The following is a 24,825-nucleotide window of genomic DNA, read 5'->3' as shown; positions in this document are numbered from 1 at the left end:
TTACCTAAACTCCACGCTTTTCACGCCAAAGACATATTTGTAATCAAAATATTCTAGCTCTTTTTGCTGATAATTTGGCTTGAAAAATGTGCCTATCATAAAATAATCAATCTTAAATTTTTCCGCACTATACACGATTTCCGCGTTTTCTCCATAAATCTTTTTCTGCGCCTCCACAAATTCAACTAGCGCATTCCATTTCACGCGCAAATCGGCGTATTGATAAATCGTGTAGGCAAAAAATACAATCATCGCACCACACAAAATCACCATAATTTTTTTAGAAAAAATATAAGTTTTGAGACTTAACGCGCAAATGCAAATTAGCAAAATCAAATCCGCACTTCTAGCGCGAAGTGGCAGATTTTTGGCAAATTGCAACTGCGTGAATGCTAACGCAATCCACACGCAAAGCGCGATTAAAATGATTTTTGTTTGTGGCGGTGGGATTTATGCGAAAAATATAACATTGCATTGCGATTAAAATGATAATTCCACCCATCGCATTTTCTGCTAAAACCACGCAAAATAGGCAGAGTGACAGCACAAAAAGCGTGATATTTTTGTATAAAACTTTGGCATTATATATTTGAAAAAATGCGCAAGAAAATATCAAAAGTAGCGCAATTAGTGGCGTTTGATTGGCAAAATTGCCTAGCACTAAATAGATTCTGCGAAGTTTTTCTCCAAAGTCTAATCCCCAAAGTTCGCCCAAACTCAAATAATCATATCTTGTAATTTCGGTTGCGATTCGCGCATTTGTGCCCGGTGCGGTGATTAAATACAGCAATCCTAGCGCGAATAGCACAAATGAGATTTTGTAATAAATTGGCAGTTTTGTGCTCTTGCAAGCGCAAAATAGCGCGATATAGGCAAATATGCCAAAGATGGCAAGGGTTTCGTTGCTTGCCGCACTAATTAGACTTAAAAGCAAAAGGGCAAAAATTGTGATTTTAGATTCTGCAAATCGCGTGATTTTTGCGCTACGATTTTGCAATAAAAATATTTTTATATGAAGCATTATTAGCACAATGCCAAGTGCGCCCCAAAGGTAATTTACGCTCCCATCGCCCCACAAAAAGATTGCTTCAAATGCACTTGCACCGCAAAGTAAAAATAATAGAGTGCAAAGCAAAAAAATATCTTGTAAATTAAATTTTCGCCTAAAATCCCAAAATAAAAGCGCAAATAATCCCACCACAAAACTTGCGCCAAAAATCGCGTTTAAAAAATCAAAAATATATGGATTTAATCGCACGATATACGCGCCATAGAGCATTTCATAAATTCGCGCATTCCAGCTGTGATATGAATATATTAGCGATTGAATGCCGTTGCTTTGATTTAGCAAAACGAAATCATCGCCTATGAGTGGCACAAGTGCGTTGAGCGCGAATAAAAATGCAAAGATGGATAGGCAAATTGCAAGGGTGATTTTGGTTGAGATGGGTTGTAAGTCGCTATTTTTGGGTGCTAACGGTGGGGGGGGGATTTATAAGGTTTTGATGAAATTTTCATTTGTGTGAATCCTTGAAATATAAAATTAAAAATTGTGATTGTAGCAAAAATGCGATTAGATTCGGCGAATTTGGAGTAGATTCTGCGTTTTTCACGCAATTCGCAGAATCTGCGCGCAAAAATCACAAAATCATAATAGATTCTGCGAAAAATTCGCAGAATCTCGCACGAAAAAAATCAAAATTCGCAGAATCTAATGTAAAATTTTAAACTTTCACTTGACATAATGGAATTTATTTCGATAGAATTGCGACTTTTATTTTTAAAAATCCTAAAAATTTTGAATTTTTGCTGGCTTAGCTCAGTTGGTAGAGCATCTGCCTTGTAAGCAGAGGGTCGGGGGTTCAAGTCCCTTAGCCAGCTCCATTACTTTAAGCATACAAAATGCAGTGTTAGGACCAATTTTTAGTGTTTTTGGGTGAGTTACTCAAGTGGCCAACGAGGGCAGACTGTAAATCTGCTGGCTTTCGCCTTCCGTGGTTCGAATCCACGACTCACCACCATTTTTATGAAATGGATTTGCGGGAATAGCTCAGTTGGCTAGAGCATCAGCCTTCCAAGCTGAGGGTCGCGGGTTCGAGCCCCGTTTCCCGCTCCAAAAGGCTAAAATTATATTTGGGAGCTGTTTAGATTCTCACAAATATAATATTATCCTTGCAAATTGCGCCCATATAGCTCAGTGGCAGAGCACTTCCTTGGTAAGGAAGAGGTCGGCGGTTCAATCCCGCTTGTGGGCTCCAGATTTTCGGTAACGATTTAATTCAAACATAAGGAGAAATGTTATGGCAAAAGAGAAGTTTAACAGAAGTAAGCCCCATGTAAATGTGGGCACAATCGGGCATGTCGACCACGGCAAGACTACGCTTAGTGCTGCGATTTCTGCTGTGCTATCGCTAAAAGGCTTGGCAGAGTTGAAAGATTACGACAATATCGACAACGCCCCTGAGGAAAAAGAGCGCGGGATTACCATTGCGACTTCGCATATTGAGTATGAGACAGAAAACCGTCACTATGCGCATGTGGATTGCCCCGGACACGCCGACTATGTAAAAAATATGATTACAGGTGCGGCGCAAATGGACGGCGCGATTTTGGTGGTATCAGCTGCCGATGGTCCTATGCCACAAACACGCGAACATATTTTGCTTTCGCGTCAAGTAGGCGTTCCGTATATCGTGGTTTTCTTAAACAAACAAGATATGCTAGATGATGCAGAGTTGTTAGAGCTAGTAGAAATGGAAGTGCGTGAGTTGCTTAGCAAATACGAATTTCCCGGCGATGATACGCCTATCGTAGCTGGTTCTGCGCTAAAAGCATTAGAAGAAGCAAAAACAGGCAAAGTTGGCGAATGGGGCGAAAAAATCCTAAAACTTATGGAAGAAGTGGATAAATTTATCCCAACTCCACAAAGGGATACTGAAAAATCATTCCTAATGCCTGTCGAAGATGTGTTTTCAATCGCTGGACGCGGGACGGTCGTTACAGGGCGAATCGAACGCGGTGTGGTAAAAGTGGGCGATGAAATCGAAATCGTAGGGATTCGCGACACTCAAAAGACGACAGTTACAGGCGTAGAAATGTTTAGAAAAGAGCTGGACAAAGGCGAAGCTGGCGATAATGTCGGCGTTCTTTTGCGAGGCACTAAAAAAGAGGAAGTTGAGCGCGGTATGGTGCTTTGCAAACCCGGCTCAATCACTCCGCACACGAATTTTGAAGGCGAAGTTTATGTCCTATCAAAAGACGAAGGCGGACGCCACACACCATTTTTCAAAGGTTATCGCCCACAATTCTATGTGCGAACTACCGATGTTACAGGCTCAATCACTTTGCCTGATGGCGTTGAAATGGTAATGCCCGGCGACAATGTAAAAATTACCGTTGAGCTAATCAACCCAATCGCGCTTGAAGAAGGCACACGATTTGCGATTCGCGAGGGTGGTAGAACCGTTGGCGCAGGTGTGGTTACAAAAATCATCAAATAAAGGTTTTTAGAAAATGGCTAAGGGAAATGTAATTAAAATCGGGTTGAAGTGTTCTGAGTGTGGCGATATAAATTACTCCACCACAAAGAACGCAAAAACAAATACAGAAAAACTGGAGCTCAAAAAGTTTTGCCCTAGATTGAATAAGCACACGATTCATAAAGAGGTAAAATTAAAGAGTTAATACTTGAGATTTTTGGCTTTTTTGGATTTGGGATTCGCAAGATTCGCGCTAATTTAAAGGCGTGAATCTTACCGAATCTAGCCAGATTCGCACAAATCTAAAAGCCAAAGTCTCATAGGTCAGTAGCTCCAATGGTAGAGCATCGGTCTCCAAAACCGACTGTTGGGGGTTCGAGTCCCTCCTGACCTGCCACTTTTCTGTTTGATTGAGATTATATCAGAGTTTAAGTGGACATAGCTATTTATTTTAAAATGGAGTTTTTATGAAAAGACTAATTACGGCGTTGAGATTGGCAAAAGACGAATGGGATAAGACTATTTTCCCCACAAAAGAGCAGATGCGTAGCGCACACATTTCGATTCTATCAGTGGTAACGGTGATAACCTTATTTCTAGCGTTGGTAAATGTCATACTTGATGCAATCGTATCTAGCATATTATAAGGAAGCAAAATGGCATTAGAATGGTATGCGATTCAAACCTATTCAGGTAGCGAAAAGTCCGTGAAGTTGGCTATTGAAAATCTTTTAAAAGAAACAAATATGCTTGATAAAATGGAACAAATAGTTGTGCCCACAGAGGACATTGTGGAGTTTAAAAATAACAAGCGCAAAGTAACGGCGCGAAGCCTTTATCCGGGCTATGTGTTTATCAAAATCGATTTAAGCACGGAGCTTTGGCATTTGATTCAGTCCCTGCCACGCGTGGGGCGATTCATAGGTGAGGCAAAAAAACCCACACCACTTAGTCAGCAAGACATTGATGTGATTTTAGAAAAAGTCAATAATCGCGCCGCACCAAAGCCCAAAGTTTCATTTCATCAAGGCGAGTTTGTGCGGATTATCGATGGAGCATTTTTGAATTTTACAGCCACAGTGGAAGAGTATGATATGGAGCATCGCAAATTAAAGCTAAATATTTCGATTTTTGGCAGAAATACGCCCATTGAAATACCTGATTCGCAAGTGGAAAAGATTATATAAAAATCATCTAATTTAAACGAAAGGATACAAAATGGCAAAAAAAGTAGTCGGTGAATTAAAATTACAAATCCCAGCAGGCAAGGCGAATCCATCCCCGCCTGTAGGTCCAGCTTTGGGGCAAAGAGGCGTGAATATTATGGAATTTTGCAAGGCTTTTAACGAAAAGACAAAGGATATGGGCGATTTTAATATTCCTGTGATTATCACGGTTTATCAAGATAAAAGCTTTACATTTATCACCAAAAAACCGCCCGTTACGGATTTAATCAAAAAAGAAGCAAATATCAAAAAAGGCTCGGACAATCCGCTAAAAAACAAAATCGGTAAGCTAACTAACGCACAAGTCGAATCCATCGCAAAAACCAAAATGGACGACTTAAACGCAAACGACTTAGAAGCCGCAAAGCAAATCGTTTTAGGCAGTGCGCGAAGTATGGGCGTAGAAATTATTGATTAGGGAGTTGTGAATGAAAAAAATAGCTAAACGGATACAAAATCTTAACGCGAAATTAGAAAAAGGCAAGATTTATGACTTGACTAGCGCGACTGCAAAGATTAAGGATTTGGCAAGTGCTAAGTTTGATGAGACCGTTGAGATTGCCATAAGGCTTGGCGTAGACCCGCGCCACGCTGACCAGATGATTCGCGGGGCGGTTGTTTTGCCACACGGCACGGGTAAAAAAGTGCGCGTTGCCGTTTTTGCCAAAGGTATCAAAGCAGATGAGGCAAAAAACGCAGGGGCGGACATTGTAGGCGATGAGGATTTGGTAGCTACGATTCAAAGTGGCGAATTAAACTTTGATATGGTAATCGCAACGCCTGATATGATGGCTCTTGTGGGCAAAGTCGGTAAAATTTTAGGACCAAAAGGGCTTATGCCAAACCCCAAAATCGGCACGGTTACGATGGATGTCGCCCAAGCTGTGAAAAATGCCAAAAGCGGACAAGTGAATTTTCGCGTGGATAAAAAGGGCAATATTCACGCACCTGTGGGCAAAGCGAGTTTTGAAGCCACAAAAATCAAAGACAATATTGTAGAGCTAATCAAAATGATAAACAAATTAAAGCCCACAAGCGCGAAAGGCAAGTATATCAAGCGCACTTCTATTTCGCTAACGATGAGCCCGTCTTTGGAGATTGATTGCTTGGAGTTGGCGGATATTAAGTGAGATTCTGCGATTTTTTAATTAGATTCTGCGATTTTTATGCGATTCGCAGAATCTAGCACAAAAACGCAGAATCTAAGTTTTTTTATCTTGGGACTTGAGACTACAAGGGAGTTTTCTTAATTCTTTGGCTTTGAATCTTTGCGGATTCGACATTAGAATCCAAAAAGATTTAAGGCAAAAGTCCTTGTATAGGTCGGTCTGAAAGGAGGAAATATGACAAAGCAAAGTAAAATCGAGCTTGTGAATGCTCTTAGTTCCCACTTTTTGGATTCAAACATTATTGTTTGCGATTACAAGGGATTAAGCGTAAAAGAGTTAGAAGTCTTGCGGCGCGAGGCATTGAAGGGCGAATCAAAAGTGCAAGTGATTAAAAATACCCTTGCAGGAATCGCCTTTAAAAATGCCAAAATTGAAGGCATTGCGCTAAAAGATACTAATATCTTTATTTGGGGCAAAGACCAAATCGCGCTTTCAAAAGTCGTCCAAAAATTTGCGGACACTAATAGCGAAAAATTCACTATAAAAGCGGGATTTTTTGATGGTGCAGTCGTGGATAGCAATCATATCAAAGCTATATCCAAATTGCCCAGCAAAGAGGAACTTATTGGTATGCTTCTATCTGTATGGAGCGCACCAGCAAGGTATTTTGTAACAGGCTTAGATAATCTAAGAAAGCAAAAAGAAGCTAGCTAAAATTAAATTTAAGGAGTAAAAAATGGCTATCACAAAAGCAGATGTTTTGGATTATATCTCTAATCTTTCAGTATTAGAGCTTTCAGAGTTGGTAAAAGAGTTTGAGGAAAAATTTGGCGTAAGTGCAGCCCCAACGGTCGTAGCAGGTGCGGGTGGAGGCGCAGCAGGTGCGGCAGCAGCGGAGGAAAAGACAGAATTTAGCGTCATTATCACTGATAGTGGCGATAAGAAAATCAATGTCATCAAAGTTGTGCGCGAGGTAACAGGACTTGGGCTTAAAGAGGCAAAAGACGCTACCGAGCAAGTGCCACACACGCTAAAAGAAGGCGTAAATAAAGAGGAAGCCGAATCTATCAAGAAAAAACTTGAAGAAGCAGGCGCGAAAGTAGAGATTAAGTAAATCTCTTTGGATTTGGATTCTGCGAGATTCGCAGAATCTATGAATTTTTAGTATTTTAACGGCTATTTTTTTAGCATAGAAAACAGCCTTTATAATATCACAGCAAAAAGAGGATAAAAAATGCCAACACAATCACAAATCAAATCAGGAAATAGACTGCGACTAGGTTTTAGCGAAGCACAAGATGGATTAGACATACCCGATTTATTGCAGTTGCAACGCAATAGTTATGATTCATTTGTCAATGTGAAGCACCCAGAGGAAAGCGGGATAAATAAAGTCTTTCAATCCGTTTTTCCCATTCACGATACGCAAAATCGCTTGACTTTGGAGTATTGCGGTTGCGAATATGGCAAACCAAAATACACCGTGCGCGAAGCAATGGAACGGGGAATCACTTATGCAATCCCGCTTAAAATCAAAGTGCGCCTTATTTTGTGGCAAAAGGACGAAAAAACAGGCGAAAAATTAGGAATCCAAGATGTAAAAGAGCAGAGCATTTTTGTGCGTGAGATTCCGCTAATGACGCCAAAGACTTCATTTATCATAAATGGCGTTGAGCGCGTTGTTGTAAGTCAGCTTCATCGAAGTCCGGGCGTAATTTTCAAAGAAGAAGAATCCACCACTTCATCAAACAAACTCATCTACACAGGGCAAATTATCCCCGATAGAGGCTCGTGGCTGTATTTTGAGTATGATACAAAAGATACGCTAGTGGTGCGAATCAACAAAAGACGCAAAGTGCAAGTAACCATTTTGCTTCGTGCTTTGGGCTACAATAGGCAAGATATTATACGAATCTTTTATCCGCTCATTGATGTGAAATGTGAAAAAGACAAATATTTTATCCCATTTAACCCAAGCGATTTGGTAAATAGCGTGGGCGGGAAAGTTAGCTTTGATATTGTGGATAAAAAAGGCAAGTTGATTTTAAAAGAAAACACCAAATTATCGATGAAAAAAGCAAATGAATTGCGCGATGGCGGATTGGATTGGATTGCTTATCCGCGCGAAGTGTTGGAGGGCAAGTATTTTGCCGAGCCGATTGTGGATAAAAATGGCGAAGTGATTTTTGATTGCCTAACTCAAATCGATGAGATAAAGCTAAAAAAACTCTCCGAGCTAAAAATCACAAAATTTAAAATCGTTAATAGCGAAGCACCGGGCTGCGATTCGGCGATTATAAATTCATTTTTAACCGATGTCGAATCGCTAAATTTGCTCCGCAAAGCCGAAAAAATCGATGATGAAAATGATTTAGCCGCTATTAGAATCTATCGCGTGATGAAGCCCGGCGACCCCGTTACCAAAGAAGTTGCGCGAAATTTCGTTCAACAGCTATTTTTTGACACTGAGCGATATGATTTGACAAAAGTCGGGCGAATGAAAATGAATCACAAATTAGGGCTAAAAGTGCCTAGTTATGTAACGATTCTAACGCGCGAAGACATAATTGAGAGCATAAAATATCTCATCAAAGTCAAAAACGGAATGGGGCGAATCGATGATAGAGACCACTTGGGAAATCGCAGGATTCGCGCCACAGGTGAGCTTTTGGCAAATGAATTGCATATTGGGTTAATGAAAATGCAAAAGGCGATTCGTGATAAGCTTGTTAGCACGAACACAGACCACGAAAATATAATGCCCCACGAGCTAATAAACTCCAAAATGATTACAAGCACGATTTTGGAATTTTTTACAGGTGGGCAACTTTCGCAGTTTATGGACCAAACGAATCCATTAAGCGAAATCACGCACAAACGCCGACTCTCTGCGCTTGGCGAAGGTGGGCTTGTAAAAGAGCGCGTGGGATTTGAAGCGCGCGATGTGCATCCTACGCATTATGGGCGAATCTGTCCTATTGAAACGCCAGAAGGGCAAAATATCGGGCTTATCAATACGCTATCAACTTTCACACGCGTAAATGAGCTTGGATTCATCGAAGCACCATATCGCAAAGTCGATGGCGCGAAAGTAACCGATGAGATTACCTATATTACCGCTTCACAAGAGGAAGGATTAGTCATTGCGCCAGCTAGCACAAAAGTCGATGAAAATGGCAATATTATCGAAGATTTGATTGAAACTAGAAAAGATGGCGAAATCATTTTAAGCGAAAAAAATAAAGTTGATTTGATTGACTTGAATCCACGAATGCTTGTAGGCGTGGCAGCGTCTCTTATACCATTTTTGGAGCACGATGATGCAAACCGCGCACTTATGGGCTCAAATATGCAGCGGCAATCTGTCCCGTTACTAAAACCTGATGCGCCAATCGTTGGCACAGGCATTGAAAATATCGTGGCAAGAGATTCGTATGAAGCGGTTAAGGCGCAAAGAGACGGCGTGATTGAGCTAGTGGATAGTCGCAATATTTATGTGATGGGTGAGGACGAAAATGGCGCATTTATCGACCATTATTCATTGCAAAAAAATCTACGCACAAATCAAAACACTTGCTTTTCGCAAAATCCTATTGTCAAAAAAGGCGATAAAGTTGTCAAAGACCAAGTTATCGCAGATGGCGCAAGTATGGATATGGGCGAACTTGCTTTGGGAAAAAATATCCGCGTAGCCTTTATGCCGTGGAATGGATACAACTTTGAGGACGCTATTGTCGTAAGTGAAAAGCTAATCCGCGAGGACGCATTTACTTCGATTCATATCTATGAAAAGGAAATTGAAGCGCGTGAGTTAAAGCAAGGCACGGAGGAAATCACCTCTGATATCCCTCAGGTAAAAGAAGAGGAAATCGAGCATTTAGATGTGAGCGGGATTGTAAAAATCGGCACTTATGTCAAAGCTGGAATGATTTTGGTAGGCAAAGTCTCCCCAAAAAGCGAGGTAAAACCCACGCCTGAAGAAAGATTGCTTCGCGCAATTTTTGGCGAAAAAGCTGGACATGTGGTAAATAAATCGCTTTATTGTCCGCCGTCAATGGAGGGCGTGGTTGTCGATGTGAAAATCTTTACCAAAAAAGGCTATCAAAAAGACGCAAGGGCGATTAAGGCTTATGAGGACGATAAAAATCGCCTTGAAGCCGAGCACCGCGATAAAATCGTAATGTTAGATAGAGAGGAAATGTTACGAATCAGCACCCTTTTAGGCAAAGAAAAATTAAGCACTGCCACAAAAGTAAATGATAAAAGCTACAAAAAAGGCGACATTGTCAAAAAAGAGGACATTGCCACTATGAATCGCTTTGCGCTAAATGCCTTTGTGAAAAACTATTCTAGGGCGTTGCAAAGGGAGTTTGAGCAAATTAAAAATAATTTCTTGCAACAAAAGAAAATTCTAAATGATGAATACAACGAAAAACTCTCCATTTTGGAAAAAGATGATATTTTGCCAAGTGGCGTTGTGAAAAAAGTCAAAGTCTATATTGCAACCAAACGCAAACTAAAAGTCGGCGATAAAATGGCGGGGCGACACGGCAATAAGGGCATCGTCTCTATTATCGTGCCTGAAGTGGATATGCCTTACACAAAGGATGGCAAAAGCATTGAAATCGTGCTAAACCCGCTTGGTGTGCCTAGTCGTATGAATATCGGGCAGATTTTGGAAATGCACTTGGGGCTTGTAGGCAAAAATTTGGGCAATCAGATTCAAAGCATTTTTGATTCAAATAAGGCAAATTTTGTCAAAGAATTGCGCACCAAAATGACGCAAATCGCCCAAATCTCAAAGCAAACGCAATCTCTAGAATTTATCAAAGAATTAAGCGATGATGAGTTGATAAACTATGCAAGAGATTGGAGTAAAGGTGTGCGATTCGCAACGCCTGTGTTTGATGGCGTAGATGAGGAATCATTTAGCAAACTCTTTGAACTTGCAAAAATCGATATGGATGGCAAAAGTGAGCTATATGATGGCAAAACAGGCGAGAAAATCCGTGAGCGCGTAAATGTGGGCTATATGTATATTTTGAAATTGCACCATTTGGTTGATGAAAAAGTTCACGCACGAAGCACGGGACCTTATAGTTTGGTAACGCAACAGCCTGTGGGCGGAAAGGCTCTTTTTGGCGGACAGCGATTTGGCGAAATGGAAGTGTGGGCGTTGGAGGCTTATGGTGCATCGCATACGCTTAAAGAAATGCTTACCATTAAATCCGATGATATTGACGGCAGATACAACGCATACAAGGCAATTACAAGCAATAAATCCGTAGGCGAATCTGAAATACCACAAACTTTCTATGTGCTTACAAAAGAATTGCAATCTTTGGCGTTAGATGTGATAATGTATGACAAAAATAATGAGCCTATGCCATTATTAGATGAGAGCGATTCGCGTGAGCGCAAGTTGCGAAAAGATTTTGCGTCATTACAATTAGTCCTTGCAAGTCCAGAGACGATTCGCTCTTGGAGCTTTGGCGAAGTCAAAAAGCCAGAGACTATCAATTATCGCACATTAAAGCCAGAGCGAGATGGGCTATTTTGCGCAAAAATCTTTGGACCTGTGAGAGATTATGAATGTATTTGCGGAAAATACAAAAAGAAACGATTTCGCGATACCGTAATGGTGTGCGAAAAATGTGGCGTTGAAATCACCACTTCAAAAGTGCGCCGCTCTAGAATGGGACATATCGAGCTTGTAACGCCTGTGGCGCATATTTGGTATGTAAATTCATTGCCTAGCCGAATCGGCACACTTTTGGGCGTGAAAATGAAAGATTTGGAGCGAGTGCTTTACTATGAAGCATACATTGTAAAAAATGCGGGTGAGGCATTCTATGACAATGAAAACACCAAAAAAGTCCAAAAATACGATGTGCTAAATCAAGAGCAATATGACGCATTGCATAAGCGATTTGAACATACGGATTTTGTCGCAGAAATGGGTGGCGCAGCGGTGAAAGAGCTATTAGAAGAGCTTGATTTGGTGGATTTGCTTATGCGACTAAAAAATGATATTAAAAACACAGAATCTGACACAAAGAAAAAGACGATTGCAAAGCAATTAAGGGTGGTTGAAAATTTCATCAATTCCAAATCCAAGCCAGAAAATATGATGCTAACAGTGCTACCTGTTTTGCCGCCTGATTTGCGTCCTTTGGTTGCGCTTGATGGCGGGAAATTTGCCGTTAGCGATGTAAATGACTTGTATCGCCGTGTGATTAACCGCAACCAGCGATTAAAAAGGCTTTTGGAGTTGGATTCGCCAGAAATCATTATCCGCAATGAAAAGCGAATGTTGCAAGAAGCTGTCGATGCGCTCTTTGACAATGCGCGAAACACAAATGCCGTAAAAGGCGCAAACAAACGCCCACTAAAATCTTTGAGCGAAATTATCAAAGGCAAACAAGGGCGATTTAGGCAGAATCTACTCGGCAAACGCGTGGATTTCAGCGGACGAAGCGTTATTGTCGTAGGACCGAATCTGCGAATGGACCAATGCGGATTGCCTAAAAATATGGCATTAGAGCTTTTCAAACCGCATTTGTTGGCGAAGTTGGAGGAAAAAGGCTACGCCACGACTTTGAAACAAGCAAACAAAATGATAGAGCAAAAAAGCGATGAGGTTTGGGAATGTTTGCAAGACATTGTCAAAGGCTATCCTGTGCTTCTCAATCGTGCGCCGACTTTGCATAAGCAATCAATCCAAGCATTTCACCCCAAACTCATCGAAGGCAAGGCGATTCAGCTTCACCCGCTTGTGTGTTCGGCATTTAACGCGGACTTTGATGGCGACCAAATGGCGGTGCATGTGCCCTTATCCCAAGAGGCGATTACGGAGTGCAAGATTCTAATGCTTAGCTCTACAAATATTTTGCTCCCAGCAAGTGGAAAGGCGATTGTTGCACCTAGCCAAGATATGGTTTTGGGGCTTTATTATATTTCATTAGAGAAAAGCAATGTCAAAGGCGAACACAAACTCTTTGGCAATATTGATGAGATTATGATTGCGCTTGATTTTGGCGAGTTGGATATAAATGCTAAAATCCGCACTTATGTGGATAATCGCCTTATTTACACCACTGTGGGTAGAATGATGATTTATTCGATTTTGCCTAGCGGAATCCCTGTGGATTTGTGGAATCGCGTGATGAAAAAGAAAGACATTAGCAACCTAATCGACTATGTCAATAAAGAAAGCGGAATGTCTGCGATTGCTAGATTTTTGGATAATCTAAAAGATTTAGGATTCAAATACGCCACAAAAGCGGGGATTTCGATTTCTGCTTATGATGTCATCGTCCCAAATGATAAGCAAAATATTATCGATGAGGCTAAAAAGCAAGTTCGCGCGATTCAAACGCAGTTTGACAAGGGGCTTTTAACTGAGCAAGAGCGATACAATAAAATCATTGACATTTGGACAGATACAAGCAACAAAATGGGCAAAGATATGATGAAGCTAATCGAATCTGACAAAGATGGATTTAACTCCATTTATATGATGGCAGATTCGGGCGCAAGAGGTAGCGTGGCACAGATTCGACAGCTATCCGCTATGCGTGGGCTTATGGCAAAGGCAGATGGCACGATTATTGAAACGCCAATTATTTCAAACTTTAAAGAGGGCTTGAATGTGTTGGAATACTTTACTTCAACGCACGGCGCAAGAAAAGGGCTAACCGATACCGCGCTTAAAACGGCAAACGCGGGATATTTGACTAGAAAGCTAATTGATGTTAGCCAAAATGTCAAAATCACAATGCACGATTGTGGCACACACGAGGGCATTGAGCTAACAGACATTACCGTTGGTAGTGAGCTAATTGAGCCATTAGAAGAGCGAATCATAGGGCGTGTTTTGGCTGAAAATGTCATCGACCCGATTACAAATGAGATTTTAATCATCGAAGGCTCTTTGATTGATGAAACAATGGCTAGAAAAATCAAAGAAGCCGAAGTGAAATCCGTTGTGATTCGCGCGGCTACCACTTGCAAGGCAGAAAATGGAATCTGCGCAAAATGCTATGGCTTGAATCTAGGCGATGGCAAAATGGTGCATATTGGCGAGGCTATCGGTATCATCGCAGCGCAATCTATCGGTGAGCCCGGCACTCAGCTGACTTTACGAACATTTCACGTGGGCGGAACAGCATCAAGGGCGCAAGAGGAACGCCAAGTTGTCGCAGAAAAAGAGGGATTCATTCGCTTTTATAACATTAAAACTTATAAAAACAAACAAGGCAAAAATATCATCGCAAACCGCCGAAATGCCGCGATTTTGCTTATCGAGCCAAAAGTCAAAGCCCCATTTGATGGCGTGGTAAAGGTTGAAAATATCCACGATGAAACGGTGGTAAGCATTGTAGGCAAAAAAGAAACGGTGCGTTATGCGGTGCGAAAAAGCGATGTGGCAAAACCAAACGAGCTTGCAGGGGTTAGCGGAAAAATTGAAGGCAAACTCTTTATCGCACACGGCAATGGTTACAATATCAAAAAAGATGGCAGTATCATTGAAATCATCAAAGACGGGTGGAATATCCCACACCGAATCCCTTATGCAAGCGAGCTAAATGTCGAGGACAACGCGCCAATCGCGCAAGTAATCACTGCCAAAGAAAAAGGCATTGTAAAAATTTACAAACTTGTCGGCAACACGCTAGAGCGCATTAGAGATGTGAAAAAAGGATTCAAAGTAACCGAAAAAGGCATTTTTGCAATAATCGCCGATGAAAACGACAGAGAAGCGACACGGCATTATCTTGCGCGTGGCTCTATTTTGCAAATCAATGACAGCGCAAATGTCGAAATCGGCGCAATTATCGCCAAACCTGAATCCGAAGAGCAAAAAATCATCGCGCAGTGGGACCCTTACACTACGCCTATCATCGCTGAAATCGATGGCGTGGTGAGATTTGAGGATATCATCGCAGGACTTACCGTAACTGAGCAAGTTGATGAAATCACAGGGCAAAGCAATTTGGTAGTAAATGAATACTTGCCACAGGGCGCAAAACCTGCCATTATCATCACAAACAAAAACGGCGAATCCAAACGCTACCCAATCGACCCAAAAACTTCGATTGTGGCAAGTGAGGGCGCAAGTGTTTATACGGCAGATATTATCGCTCGTGCGCCAAAGGCGATTGCAAAATCAAAAGACATCACAGGCGGTTTGCCGCGCGTAAGTGAGCTTTTTGAAGCGAGAAAGCCAAAAGATTCTGCGGTTTTAGCGGAGATTGATGGTGTTATTAGCTTTGGCAGTCCGCTGCGTGGCAAAGAAAAGATTATCATCACTTCGCAAGATGGGCGAGTCGCAGAATATTTGATTGACAAAAATAAGCAGATTTTGGTGCGTGAGGGCGAGTTCGTGCATTCGGGCGAAAATATCACAGATGGCATAATTTCAAGTCACGATATTTTGAAAATTTTAGGCGAAAAAGAATTGCATAAATATATCGTTAGCGAAGTGCAGCAAGTTTATCGCCGTCAGGGCGTGACTATTGCCGATAAGCATATTGAAATTATCGTTAGCCAAATGCTTCGCCAAGTTGAGATTGTCGATAGTGGCGATACGCGCTTTATTGAGGGCGATATTGTAAGCAAGCGCGCTTTTAGGGTTGAAAACGAAAGCAAGATTCGGCTTGGTGGCGAGCCTGCGATTGCAAAGCCGATTTTGCTAGGCATCACAAGGGCATCTGTTGCGAGCGATAGCATCATCTCTGCGGCATCTTTCCAAGAGACTACAAAAGTCCTAACGGAGGCAAGTATTGCTGCAAAAGTTGATTCGCTAAAAGATTTAAAAGAAAATGTCGTGTTAGGTAGAATGATACCTGTCGGCACGGGCATTTACAAAGATAAAGCCTTTAAAGTCAAAGGCGTTGAATCGTAGATTCTGCGTTTTAGATTCTGCGATTCGCAGAATCTAATGCAAAAAATCATAAATTTTTGCTTAATTTAAGCAAAATAAAAGATTAGATTCTATACAATTTCAGCTTTTTTAAAGGCAAATTTTAATTTATAGAAAGGAACAAAAATGCCAACGATTAACCAACTCATACGCAATGAGCGCAAATCTTTAACCAAAAAGTCCAAATCCCCTGCACTAATGGATTGTCCGCAAAGGCGGGGCGTTTGCACTAGGGTTTATACAACCACACCAAAAAAGCCAAACTCAGCGTTGCGAAAAGTCGCCAAAGTGAAGCTCACAAGCAAAATCGAAGTCATTAGCTATATCCCCGGCGAGGGGCATAACTTGCAAGAGCACTCTATCGTGCTTGTGCGCGGTGGCAGGGTTAAGGACTTGCCGGGCGTGAAATATCATATCATTCGCGGTGCGCTAGATACCGCTGGTGTGGCAAAACGAAGCGTATCGCGCTCAAAATATGGTGCGAAAAAAGCAAAAGCAACCGAAGCTAAAAAATAACATAAAAGGATTGTTAAAATGAGAAGACGAAGAGCTCAAAAAAGAGAAGTGCTAGGCGACCCTATTTACAACGACAAAGTCGTTACGAAATTCATCAACAAAATGATGTTAGATGGCAAAAAAAGCGTTGTGGAAAAGATTATGTATGCCGCACTAAATAAGATTGAGGAAAAGACAAATGAAAAAGGCATTGACATTTTTCAAAAGGCATTAGAAAATGTCAAGCCTTTGGTAGAAGTGCGCTCACGCCGTGTGGGCGGGGCGACTTATCAAGTGCCTGTGGAAGTGCGCGTAGAGCGACAGCAATCGCTTTCAATCCGCTGGATACTCGAATCTACACGCAAACGCAATGAGCGCACGATGATTGATAGACTTGCAAATGAGCTAATTGACGCGGCAAACGAAAAGGGCAGTGCGTTTAAGAAAAAAGAAGATGTGCATAAAATGGCAGAGGCAAACAAAGCCTTTGCGCATTATCGCTGGTAAAATTCGCAATATTACATTAGAAAAAAAGGACTTAAAATGGCTAGAAAAACTCCATTAAATATGCTACGAAATATCGGCATTGCCGCACACATTGACGCGGGGAAAACCACCACAAGTGAGCGAATCTTATTTTATACAGGCGTTAGCCACAAAATCGGCGAAGTGCACGATGGCGCAGCGACAATGGATTGGATGGAGCAGGAAAAAGAGCGTGGGATTACCATTACAAGCGCGGCTACGACTTGCTTTTGGAAAAACTACCAAATCAATCTAATCGACACTCCCGGACACGTGGATTTCACAATCGAAGTGGAGCGTTCTATGCGTGTGTTGGATGGCGCAGTGGCGGTATTTTGCTCAGTTGGCGGAGTGCAACCACAAAGCGAAACCGTTTGGCGACAAGCAAACAAATACGGCGTCCCGCGCCTTGTTTTCGTAAATAAAATGGATAGAATCGGTGCGAATTTTTATAGTGTCGAATCGCAAATCAAAGAGCGACTAAAATCAAATCCCGTGCCTATTGCCTTGCCTATCGGCGTAGAGGATAATTTCAAAGGAATCGTTGATTTGGTAGAGATGAAGGGCTATATTTGGAATGATGAAACTATGGGCGCGAAATATGACATAGTTGAAATCCCCGATGATATGAAAGAAATTAGCGCGAAATACCGCGAAAAGCTAATCGAATCCGCTGCCGAGCAAGATGAAGTTTTGATGGAAAAATACCTAAATGGCGAGGAATTAAGCAAAGATGACATTAAAAAAGGCATAAAAATCGGCTGTCATTCTATGGCGATTATCCCAATGCTATGCGGTTCTAGCTTTAAAAATAAAGGCGTTCAAACTCTACTTGACGCAGTTATCGACTATCTCCCTGCACCCACAGAAGTAGCGGATATTAAAGGTATTGACGCAAAAACAGACGCCGAAGTCCAAGTAAAGTCAAGCGATGATGGTGAGTTTGCAGGATTAGCATTTAAGATTATGACTGACCCATTTGTGGGGCAACTCACTTTCGTGCGCGTGTATCGTGGAAGTATTGAAAGCGGAAGCTATGTGTATAATTCTACGAAAAACACCAAAGAGCGCGTGGGGCGACTTTTGAAAATGCACTCAAACAAAAGAGAGGATATTAAAGAAATCTATGCGGGTGAAATTTGCGCATTTGTGGGGCTAAAAGATACTCTCACAGGCGATACGCTTTGCAGTGAGAAAAATCCTGTGATTTTGGAGCGAATGGAGTTCCCTGAGCCTGTCATTTCAATCGCTGTTGAGCCAAAGACAAAGGCAGACCAAGAGAAAATGTCATTAGCACTTGCAAAACTAGCCGAAGAAGACCCAAGTTTTAGGGTTAAGACTGATGAAGAAACGGGGCAGACGATTATCTCTGGTATGGGCGAATTGCACTTAGAAATTATCGTAGATAGAATGAAGCGCGAATTTAAAGTTGAAGCCGAAGTAGGCGCACCGCAAGTGGCATTTAGAGAGACGATTCGCGCCTCCGTTACACAAGAGTGCAAATACGCTAAACAAACGGGCGGACGCGGACAATACGGACATGTCCATATCAAATTAGAGCCAAAAGAAGCAGGTAGTGGCTATGAATTTATCAATGAAATCAGCGGTGGTGTTATTCCAAAAGAATATATCCCTGCTGTTGATAAAGGGATTCAAGAGGCAATGCAAAGCGGTATTTTGGCGGGGTATCCTGTGGTAGATTGCAAAGTTACGCTTTATGATGGTAGCTATCACGATGTGGATTCAAGTGAGATGGCGTTTAAAATCGCGGGTTCTATGGCGTTTAAGGACGCTTGTCGCAAGGCAACGCCCGTGCTTTTAGAGCCGATTGCAAAGGTGGAAGTCGAAGTGCCGGAGGAATATATGGGCGATGTCATCGGCGATTTGAATCGCAGACGCGGACAGATTAACTCGATGGATGATAGAATGGGCTTAAAAATCGTAAATGCCTTTGTGCCACTCGCTGAAATGTTTGGCTACTCGACAGATTTGCGCTCGGCTACGCAGGGTAGGGCGACTTATAGTATGGAGTTTGACCACTATGGCGAAGTGCCGACTAACATCGCCAAAGAGATTATCGAAAAACGACAATCTTAAAAGCGCGAAAGCCCAAAAATGAAACTAATTTCGTGGAATGTAAATGGGCTTCGCGCTTGTATGAATAAGGGCTTTATGGATTTTTTTGAGGCGCAAAATGCGGATATTTTTTGCCTCCAAGAAACCAAAATGCAAAAACAGCAAGCCGACTTTTCTTTTTCAAACTATCACGCCTTTTGGAATAGCGCGGAGAAAAAGGGCTATTCAGGCACTTTGATTTTATCGCGCGAATCGCCCATTGCCGAATCTTATGGCATAGGAATCGATTTGCACGACAACGAAGGGCGCGTGATTGCGTTAGAATTTCAGCAGTTTTTTTTGGTAAATGTCTATGTGCCAAATTCGCAACGCGAACTTGCACGGCTTGATTATCGTATGCGCTGGGAGGACGATTTTCGCGCATTTCTTAAAGGGCTTGAATCTAAAAAGCCCGTAATTGTTTGTGGCGATTTAAATGTCGCACACAAAGAAATCGACTTAAAAAATCCCAAGCAAAACACCAAAAACGCAGGATTTACAAAAGAAGAGCGCGAAAAATTCACCGCACTTTTGGATTCTGGCTTCATCGATTCATACCGCCATTTTTACCCGCACAAAACAAACGCTTACACTTGGTGGTCATATATGGGCAACGCAAGGGCAAAAAATATCGGTTGGCGGATTGATTATTTTTTGCTATCAACCGCCCTTGCGCCAAATCTAAAAAGCGCGGAAATTTTTAGTGAGATTTTAGGTAGCGACCACTGCCCTGTGGGTATCACACTCGCATTTTAGGGCAAATATGGGTAAATACCAAATATGAGCAAATAAAAATTAAGCGAATCCAAACTATGAGCGAATCAAAGCCCACACTTGCCATAATTGACACTTTTGGATATTTTTTTCGCAACTTTTACGCCCTGCCAAAGCTAACTAGCAAGGACGGCTTCCCCACAGGCGTTTTGCTAGGCTTTGTCAATCTCATCAATCAACTTTTTGATGACAAATCCACGCACTTAATTTTCGCGCTAGAAGGGCAGGGCGAAAAGTGGCGCAAAAGCATTTATCCTGCATACAAGGCGAATCGCAAAGAGGCGGATAAGGATTTAATCGCCCAAATCGAAGTGGCGATTCGCTGGATAGGCGCGATGAATCTCTCCCAAATCGCAATCGATGGCTTTGAGGCAGATGACGCGATTGCCACGCTTTGCCGACTTGCCAAGCGCGAAAATCTCGCTGTTCGCATTGTTAGCGTGGATAAGGACTTGTATCAGCTAATCGATAGCAACACGCACATTTTTGACCCCGCTAAAAAGCGTGAGATTCACGCCTCCGAGTGCTTCGAGAAGTTTGGCGTGAATCCCGCGCAGTTTGTGGATTATCAAAGTTTGGTGGGTGATACAAGCGATAATATCATAGGCGTGATTGGAATCGGCGCAAAGAGCGCACAGAGCCTTATTAGCGAATTTGGTAGCCTTGATAATCTCTATGCGAATCTGGCGCAAAATACGCCTAAAATCCCACCCAAAATGGCGACAAAAATTAGCGCGGGTAAGGATAGCGCGTATCTTAGCCAAAAACTTGTGCGATTGCGTGATGATTTATTGCAAAATTTTGCCTTTGATTCATGCGTGAAACCTGCGCAAAATCCGCTATTTTTAATCGAATCTGAGTTAGAAAAATACAACATAAATATTTTGGATAAGATTCGCAAAAAAACAAAAAATCCGTTAGATTCTGCGATTTTCGCAGAATCTAAAATAAAAAATACCCACCCCCTAGCCCCCTCCGCAAGGGAGGGGGGACAAGCTGATTTAAACTCCGCAAAAAATAGGGGACTTATCGCAGAATCTAATGAAAATAAATCCGTGCGAAGCACCCAAAACTCGCCCGCTTCGTGGTGCAAAAAATCGGAATCAAAGGGTGCAGTAGTGCCACCCGCCGATTTTTTGCTAGAAGCGGATAAGCGAGGCTCTCCCCCTAAAAGCGAAAAAGCGGCTGCTTTTTGGCGCGTAGGGGGAGCGGGGCGGGGGGTGCAGCCCTTTTTGCGAAAAGAATCTAGCGAATCTAATTTAAAAAACGGCAAAAATATCGCAGATTCTGCAATTCAAATAAAAAACGCAGAATCTTACACAGAATCGCAGAATCTAAACAGAGATTCTTCGCTCACTTCATTCGCTCAGAATGACAAAATGGATTGCCACGATTCGCTAACGCAGAATCTCGCAATGACGAAGAGTAATGCAGATTCTGCGAATCGCAGAATCTCGCACGAAATCGCAGAATCTAGCGATTTTACTATAAAATCCCACCTAAAAGATTCGCAAAAAATCTGCATTTTAGATTCAGCTAAACTTTTTAAAATCATCGATTCAATCCCAAAAGACGCACTTGTGGCATTTGATACTGAAACCGATTCGCTTGATTCGAATACCGCAAATATCGTGGGATTTTCGTTTGCGTGGGAGTTAAATTGTGGATTTTATGTGCCACTGCGCCATAGCTATTTGGGTGCGCCTAGTCAAATCGCTCACACCGACGCAAAAGCCGCACTTTGCAAACTTTTCGCCCACGAAATCATCGCACACAACGCAAAATTTGACATTAAGATTATTTGGCATAATTTTGCCCTTGACATTTCGCGCATAATCGATACTATGCTTTTGGCGTGGCTTAATAGTAGCGATTCGCCTTGTGGGCTTGATTTTTTAGCAAAAACGCACCTAAATTACACCACGATAAAGTTTGATGAAGTCGTCCCCAAAAAGGCATCGTTTGATATGGTGGCAATCGACAAGGCGACAGATTATGCCGCGCAGGACGCGCTTTGCACCCTTGCGCTATATAAATATTTTTGTGAAAATTTAAGCGCGGATATGTTTGACATCGCAAAGCATTTGGAGTATCCTATAATTAAGATTTTGGCGAAAATGGAGGGCGCGGGAATTGGCGTTGATACGGAGTTTTTTGGTAGTTTGCGCGATGAGTTAGAATCTAAAATTAGTCGTTTAAGCAAGGAAATTTTCACACTTTGCGAAGCGGAATTTAATCTCAACTCGCCCAAACAATTAAGCGAAATTTTGTTTGACAAACTCGGGCTAAAAAAGGGCAGGGCGTTGAAAAACAGCGCGTTTAGCACTGATGAAAAGACGCTTGAATCATTGCGCGATTCACACGCGGTAATCCCGCTACTGCTTGATTATAGAGAGATTAGCAAGTTGCTAAATACCTATGTCGCGCCTTTTTTAAGCCTAAATAAAAATCGCAAACTTTACACTTCGTTCGTGCAGACGGGCACTAGCACGGGGCGACTTGCGTCAAAAAATCCAAATTTGCAAAATATCCCCGTGCGTAGCGACATAGGGCGCAAGATTCGGCAGGGATTTATCGCAAAGCAGGGATTTAGCTTTGTTTCGGCGGATTATTCGCAGATTGAGTTGCGACTTTTGGCGCATTTTTCGCGCGATTCATCGCTGTGTGAGGCATTTGAAAGTGGCAAGGATATTCATTTAGAGACGGCAATTAAGCTTTTTGGCGATGAAACTAGCGCGAAAGCAAAACGCAATATTGCAAAAAGCATAAATTTTGGGCTGATTTATGGTATGGGTGCGCGAAAACTCTCTCAAAATCTCAAAATCCCGCAAAATGAAGCAAAATCATATATCGATAGCTATTTTACGAAATTTCCCACGATTAGGGACTTTTTGGCGGACAAAGAGCGCGAGATTTTGCAAAATGGCTATGCGGAGAGTCTGCTAGGGCATAGGCGCAAGTTTGATTTTACGCGCACGGCGGATTATGAAAGGGCGGCGTTTTTGCGCGAGGGCATAAATGCGATTTTTCAAGGCAGTGCGGCGGATTTGATAAAATTAGCGATGATTGAATGCGATAAATTTTTTACGCAAGAATACAAAAACGGCGAAGTTGCGCTTTTGTTGCAAATCCACGATGAGCTGATTTTTGAAGTGCGCGATGATTTGGTAGAATCTGTCGCGCAAAAAATCAAAGCGATTATGGAGGGCGCATACAGGCTAAATATCCCGCTTACCTGTGGCATAAGTGTCGGCAAAAATTGGGCAGAGTTGAAGTAGGGCAGAGCGACAAATAGCGACAAAAGGAATAATTTTAGCTTGAAAAATAATAAGGATTTAAGAAGTTGATGGATAGAAAATTATTTTATTTAGTCACATTTTTGCTCTCATTTAGCGTGGTGATGGCATATTCGCTAAGTGTTTATGCGGTGGATTATTATGAATATGGCGCATTTCACTTTTTTATACGGCAGTTTATAGCGGTTAGTTTTGGGATTTTGATAATGTGGATTTTATCGCAAATACCGGCAGAAAAGCTTATTACAAAGTTTGGATTTTTTGTGCTGTTTTCATCGGCACTGCTTCTTGTGGCGATGCAGTTTTTGCCTGAGAGCTTTGCGACAAGTGCGGGCGGGGCGAAGCGGTGGATACGGCTTTTTGGCTTTTCTCTTGCGCCTAGCGAGTATTTTAAGATTGGATTTATTATGTTTTTGGCGTGGAGCTTTTCTAGGCGATTTGTGGGGCAGAAAAAAGAGAGTTTGTGGAGTGAGATTTTAACGCTTTTGCCTTATATTGTGGTTATTTTTGGATTTATTATCGCATTTATTGCCATTATGCAAAATGACTTGGGGCAGGTTGTTTTGATGGCGATTATTTTTGGAATTATGCTGTTGTTTGCTGGGGGGAGTTTGAAACTATTTGGTGTGATTGTGCTTAGCTCGCTAATACTTTTTATCACAGCGGTGGCTAGCTCGCAAAATCGCATTGCGCGAGTGAAAATGTGGTGGGGAAATATTCAAGATTATGTAATTAGCTTCCTACCGCAGAATCTAGCCGAAAATATCCGCGTTGATAGCTCGCCTGAGCCATATCAAGTGTATTATTCGCTCTCTGCCGTGAGTAATGGCGGGATTTTTGGAAAAGGGCTAGGCGATGGGAGCATAAAGCTAGGATTTTTAAGCGAAGTGCATACCGATATCGTGCTAGCGGGGCTGTGCGAAGAGCTTGGGCTGATTGGGCTTGGGATTTTTGTGATTGTATTTGCGCTGATTTTGCATAGGATTTTAAAAATCGCAAACCACGCGCCAAATCATATTTATTCGCTATTTTGCATTGGCGTGTGCGTGAGCTTTGCCTTTTCATTCCTAATAAATGCCTTTGGCGTGGCGGGAATAATCCCTATAAAAGGCATTGCCGTGCCGTTTTTAAGCTATGGTGGAAGTGCTGTTGTGGCAAGCTGCATTTGCATAGGAATGGTGCTATCCATCAGTAAATCTAAATTAAAGGAAACCTAAATGAAAATAACACTACTACACTACACACCATTAGATATTTGTTCCCACGCTATTAGAACTTGCTGGCAAAGCTTTGATAAAAGTGATAATGGTGGAGAGATTGATAAAGCATTGATAGATAGAGTAGGAAATAAATATAAGCATTCTAGCACATTAGAACACCTTTCTTACAGCTTTTATATACAAGGTATATCTAGAGCTTGCCTACAAGAGTTAGCAAGGCATAGAATAGCTTCTTTGAGTGTTAAATCAAGTAGATATACTTTAAAGGAACTAATGAAAGAAGTTCCTTTTCTTTCTACTGATGACTATGATAGAGCTAGTAAATACATTGTGATGACTAATGACGAGTTAGTTGATATAGCTAGTATTCAAGCATTAGAAAATTTAAGATTGCTAGTTAATCAAAGGGTAACTAATGATTTAGCTAAATATGCTATGCCTGAATGCTATAAGACTGAATTAACTTGGACTATCAATGCTAGAAGCTTACAGAATTTCTTAGCTTTAAGGAATTCTAATCAAGCTCTGTGGGAAATAAGGCAATTAGCTAATGAGGTATTAAAAGCAATACCTGCAACTCATAAATTCATTTTTGAAAAATGCGTGGAAAATAGTTAGATTCTGCGAAATGTGGGTTTTTCGCAATTAGATTCTGCGAATT

Annotated in this window: 20 protein-coding genes and 5 tRNA genes; 23 read left to right on the top strand and 2 right to left on the bottom strand. The window is 41.8% G+C overall.

The annotated features are described in order from the left end of the window. Positions 1-381: a hypothetical protein gene (locus ACWIUD_RS04560; RefSeq protein WP_454147127.1), complete on the bottom strand. Its 381-nt coding sequence runs from the start codon at positions 379-381 to the stop codon at positions 1-3. Next, positions 347-1,411, bottom strand: coding sequence for a DUF6056 family protein (locus ACWIUD_RS04555; protein WP_454147150.1), 1,065 nt, complete (start codon positions 1,409-1,411; stop codon positions 347-349). Before ACWIUD_RS04555 ends, ACWIUD_RS04560 begins: the two co-directional genes overlap by 35 nt. Here ACWIUD_RS04555 and ACWIUD_RS04550 point away from each other — a divergent pair. The 23 genes from ACWIUD_RS04550 to thyX all read left to right on the top strand — a co-directional run bounded on the left by ACWIUD_RS04550 (position 1,368) and on the right by thyX (position 24,782). Then, positions 1,368-1,526: a hypothetical protein gene (locus ACWIUD_RS04550; RefSeq protein ID WP_454147125.1), complete on the top strand. Its 159-nt coding sequence runs from the start codon at positions 1,368-1,370 to the stop codon at positions 1,524-1,526. The two genes, ACWIUD_RS04555 and ACWIUD_RS04550, sit on opposite strands and share 44 nt — an antisense overlap. Positions 1,527-1,530: 4 nt before the next feature. Continuing rightward, positions 1,531-1,728, top strand: a complete 198-nt coding sequence (locus tag ACWIUD_RS04545) for a hypothetical protein (protein ID WP_454147123.1) — start codon at positions 1,531-1,533, stop codon at positions 1,726-1,728. A gap of 80 nt (positions 1,729-1,808) precedes the next feature. Beyond that, positions 1,809-1,884, top strand: a tRNA-Thr gene (locus ACWIUD_RS04540). Between the two features lie 51 nt (positions 1,885-1,935). Continuing rightward, positions 1,936-2,021 (top strand) — tRNA-Tyr (locus ACWIUD_RS04535). 18 nt (positions 2,022-2,039) lie between these two features. Further along, positions 2,040-2,116: transfer RNA gene (locus ACWIUD_RS04530), tRNA-Gly, on the top strand. Between the two features lie 67 nt (positions 2,117-2,183). Beyond that, positions 2,184-2,258 (top strand) — tRNA-Thr (locus ACWIUD_RS04525). Between the two features lie 42 nt (positions 2,259-2,300). Continuing rightward, positions 2,301-3,500 (top strand): elongation factor Tu, encoded by a 1,200-nt coding sequence (tuf, locus tag ACWIUD_RS04520; protein WP_454147121.1) that lies wholly within the window; start codon positions 2,301-2,303, stop codon positions 3,498-3,500. Positions 3,501-3,513: 13 nt separating this feature from the next. Next, positions 3,514-3,684: a 50S ribosomal protein L33 gene (gene rpmG, locus ACWIUD_RS04515; RefSeq protein ID WP_454134024.1), complete on the top strand. Its 171-nt coding sequence runs from the start codon at positions 3,514-3,516 to the stop codon at positions 3,682-3,684. 116 nt (positions 3,685-3,800) lie between these two features. After that, positions 3,801-3,876, top strand: a tRNA-Trp gene (locus ACWIUD_RS04510). Between the two features lie 70 nt (positions 3,877-3,946). Then, positions 3,947-4,126 carry a preprotein translocase subunit SecE gene (secE, locus tag ACWIUD_RS04505; RefSeq protein ID WP_454134026.1) on the top strand — a complete coding sequence of 60 codons (180 nt, stop codon included), beginning with the start codon at positions 3,947-3,949 and terminating at the stop codon, positions 4,124-4,126. Positions 4,127-4,135: 9 nt separating this feature from the next. Continuing rightward, positions 4,136-4,666, top strand: a complete 531-nt coding sequence (gene nusG, locus ACWIUD_RS04500; protein ID WP_454134028.1) for a transcription termination/antitermination protein NusG — start codon at positions 4,136-4,138, stop codon at positions 4,664-4,666. 31 nt (positions 4,667-4,697) lie between these two features. Next, positions 4,698-5,123: a 50S ribosomal protein L11 gene (gene rplK / locus ACWIUD_RS04495; protein ID WP_454134030.1), complete on the top strand. Its 426-nt coding sequence runs from the start codon at positions 4,698-4,700 to the stop codon at positions 5,121-5,123. A gap of 10 nt (positions 5,124-5,133) precedes the next feature. After that, positions 5,134-5,835 carry a 50S ribosomal protein L1 gene (gene rplA, locus ACWIUD_RS04490; RefSeq protein WP_454147119.1) on the top strand — a complete coding sequence of 234 codons (702 nt, stop codon included), beginning with the start codon at positions 5,134-5,136 and terminating at the stop codon, positions 5,833-5,835. Between the two features lie 213 nt (positions 5,836-6,048). Next, a complete protein-coding gene (rplJ, locus tag ACWIUD_RS04485) occupies positions 6,049-6,528 on the top strand; it encodes a 50S ribosomal protein L10 (RefSeq protein ID WP_454134034.1) in 480 nt (159 codons plus the stop codon). A 22-nt stretch (positions 6,529-6,550) separates the two neighbouring features. Continuing rightward, positions 6,551-6,928, top strand: coding sequence for a 50S ribosomal protein L7/L12 (gene rplL / locus ACWIUD_RS04480; RefSeq protein WP_454134036.1), 378 nt, complete (start codon positions 6,551-6,553; stop codon positions 6,926-6,928). A gap of 120 nt (positions 6,929-7,048) precedes the next feature. After that, positions 7,049-15,721 (top strand): DNA-directed RNA polymerase subunit beta/beta', encoded by an 8,673-nt coding sequence (locus ACWIUD_RS04475; protein ID WP_454147117.1) that lies wholly within the window; start codon positions 7,049-7,051, stop codon positions 15,719-15,721. Between the two features lie 144 nt (positions 15,722-15,865). Then, a complete protein-coding gene (gene rpsL / locus ACWIUD_RS04470; RefSeq protein WP_454134039.1) occupies positions 15,866-16,255 on the top strand; it encodes a 30S ribosomal protein S12 in 390 nt (129 codons plus the stop codon). An 18-nt stretch (positions 16,256-16,273) separates the two neighbouring features. After that, positions 16,274-16,741: a 30S ribosomal protein S7 gene (rpsG, locus tag ACWIUD_RS04465; RefSeq protein WP_454134041.1), complete on the top strand. Its 468-nt coding sequence runs from the start codon at positions 16,274-16,276 to the stop codon at positions 16,739-16,741. A 36-nt stretch (positions 16,742-16,777) separates the two neighbouring features. Continuing rightward, a complete protein-coding gene (gene fusA, locus ACWIUD_RS04460) occupies positions 16,778-18,856 on the top strand; it encodes an elongation factor G (RefSeq protein WP_454147115.1) in 2,079 nt (692 codons plus the stop codon). Positions 18,857-18,874: 18 nt separating this feature from the next. Further along, positions 18,875-19,630, top strand: a complete 756-nt coding sequence (locus ACWIUD_RS04455; protein ID WP_454147113.1) for an exodeoxyribonuclease III — start codon at positions 18,875-18,877, stop codon at positions 19,628-19,630. 56 nt (positions 19,631-19,686) lie between these two features. Next, a complete protein-coding gene (polA, locus tag ACWIUD_RS04450; protein ID WP_454147111.1) occupies positions 19,687-22,926 on the top strand; it encodes a DNA polymerase I in 3,240 nt (1,079 codons plus the stop codon). Positions 22,927-22,994: 68 nt separating this feature from the next. Further along, the gene (locus tag ACWIUD_RS04445) at positions 22,995-24,161 is read left to right on the top strand and encodes an FtsW/RodA/SpoVE family cell cycle protein (RefSeq protein ID WP_454147109.1); all 1,167 of its coding nucleotides are present in this window, start codon (positions 22,995-22,997) and stop codon (positions 24,159-24,161) included. Next, entirely contained in the window at positions 24,162-24,782 is a 621-nt protein-coding gene (gene thyX, locus ACWIUD_RS04440; protein ID WP_454147107.1) for an FAD-dependent thymidylate synthase, read from the top strand. Positions 24,783-24,825: the final 43 nt, after the last annotated feature.

The sequence above is a fragment of the Helicobacter sp. 23-1044 genome, from assembly GCF_053654695.1.
The sequence above is the reverse complement of the archived record's forward strand: the minus strand, read 5'-3'. Positions and strand labels throughout refer to the sequence as shown.

Coding starts and splice junctions, on each gene's coding strand:
- fusA (WP_454147115.1), top strand. CDS start 16,778: ATGGCTAGAAAAACTCCATTAAATATGCTACGAAATATCGGCATTGCC.
- nusG (WP_454134028.1), top strand. CDS start 4,136: ATGGCATTAGAATGGTATGCGATTCAAACCTATTCAGGTAGCGAAAAG.
- rpsL (WP_454134039.1), top strand. CDS start 15,866: ATGCCAACGATTAACCAACTCATACGCAATGAGCGCAAATCTTTAACC.
- ACWIUD_RS04550 (WP_454147125.1), top strand. CDS start 1,368: ATGAGTGGCACAAGTGCGTTGAGCGCGAATAAAAATGCAAAGATGGAT.
- ACWIUD_RS04445 (WP_454147109.1), top strand. CDS start 22,995: ATGGATAGAAAATTATTTTATTTAGTCACATTTTTGCTCTCATTTAGC.
- tuf (WP_454147121.1), top strand. CDS start 2,301: ATGGCAAAAGAGAAGTTTAACAGAAGTAAGCCCCATGTAAATGTGGGC.
- ACWIUD_RS04475 (WP_454147117.1), top strand. CDS start 7,049: ATGCCAACACAATCACAAATCAAATCAGGAAATAGACTGCGACTAGGT.
- rplL (WP_454134036.1), top strand. CDS start 6,551: ATGGCTATCACAAAAGCAGATGTTTTGGATTATATCTCTAATCTTTCA.
- rpsG (WP_454134041.1), top strand. CDS start 16,274: ATGAGAAGACGAAGAGCTCAAAAAAGAGAAGTGCTAGGCGACCCTATT.
- rplJ (WP_454134034.1), top strand. CDS start 6,049: ATGACAAAGCAAAGTAAAATCGAGCTTGTGAATGCTCTTAGTTCCCAC.
- rpmG (WP_454134024.1), top strand. CDS start 3,514: ATGGCTAAGGGAAATGTAATTAAAATCGGGTTGAAGTGTTCTGAGTGT.
- polA (WP_454147111.1), top strand. CDS start 19,687: ATGAGCGAATCAAAGCCCACACTTGCCATAATTGACACTTTTGGATAT.
- rplA (WP_454147119.1), top strand. CDS start 5,134: ATGAAAAAAATAGCTAAACGGATACAAAATCTTAACGCGAAATTAGAA.
- thyX (WP_454147107.1), top strand. CDS start 24,162: ATGAAAATAACACTACTACACTACACACCATTAGATATTTGTTCCCAC.
- ACWIUD_RS04455 (WP_454147113.1), top strand. CDS start 18,875: ATGAAACTAATTTCGTGGAATGTAAATGGGCTTCGCGCTTGTATGAAT.
- rplK (WP_454134030.1), top strand. CDS start 4,698: ATGGCAAAAAAAGTAGTCGGTGAATTAAAATTACAAATCCCAGCAGGC.
- secE (WP_454134026.1), top strand. CDS start 3,947: ATGAAAAGACTAATTACGGCGTTGAGATTGGCAAAAGACGAATGGGAT.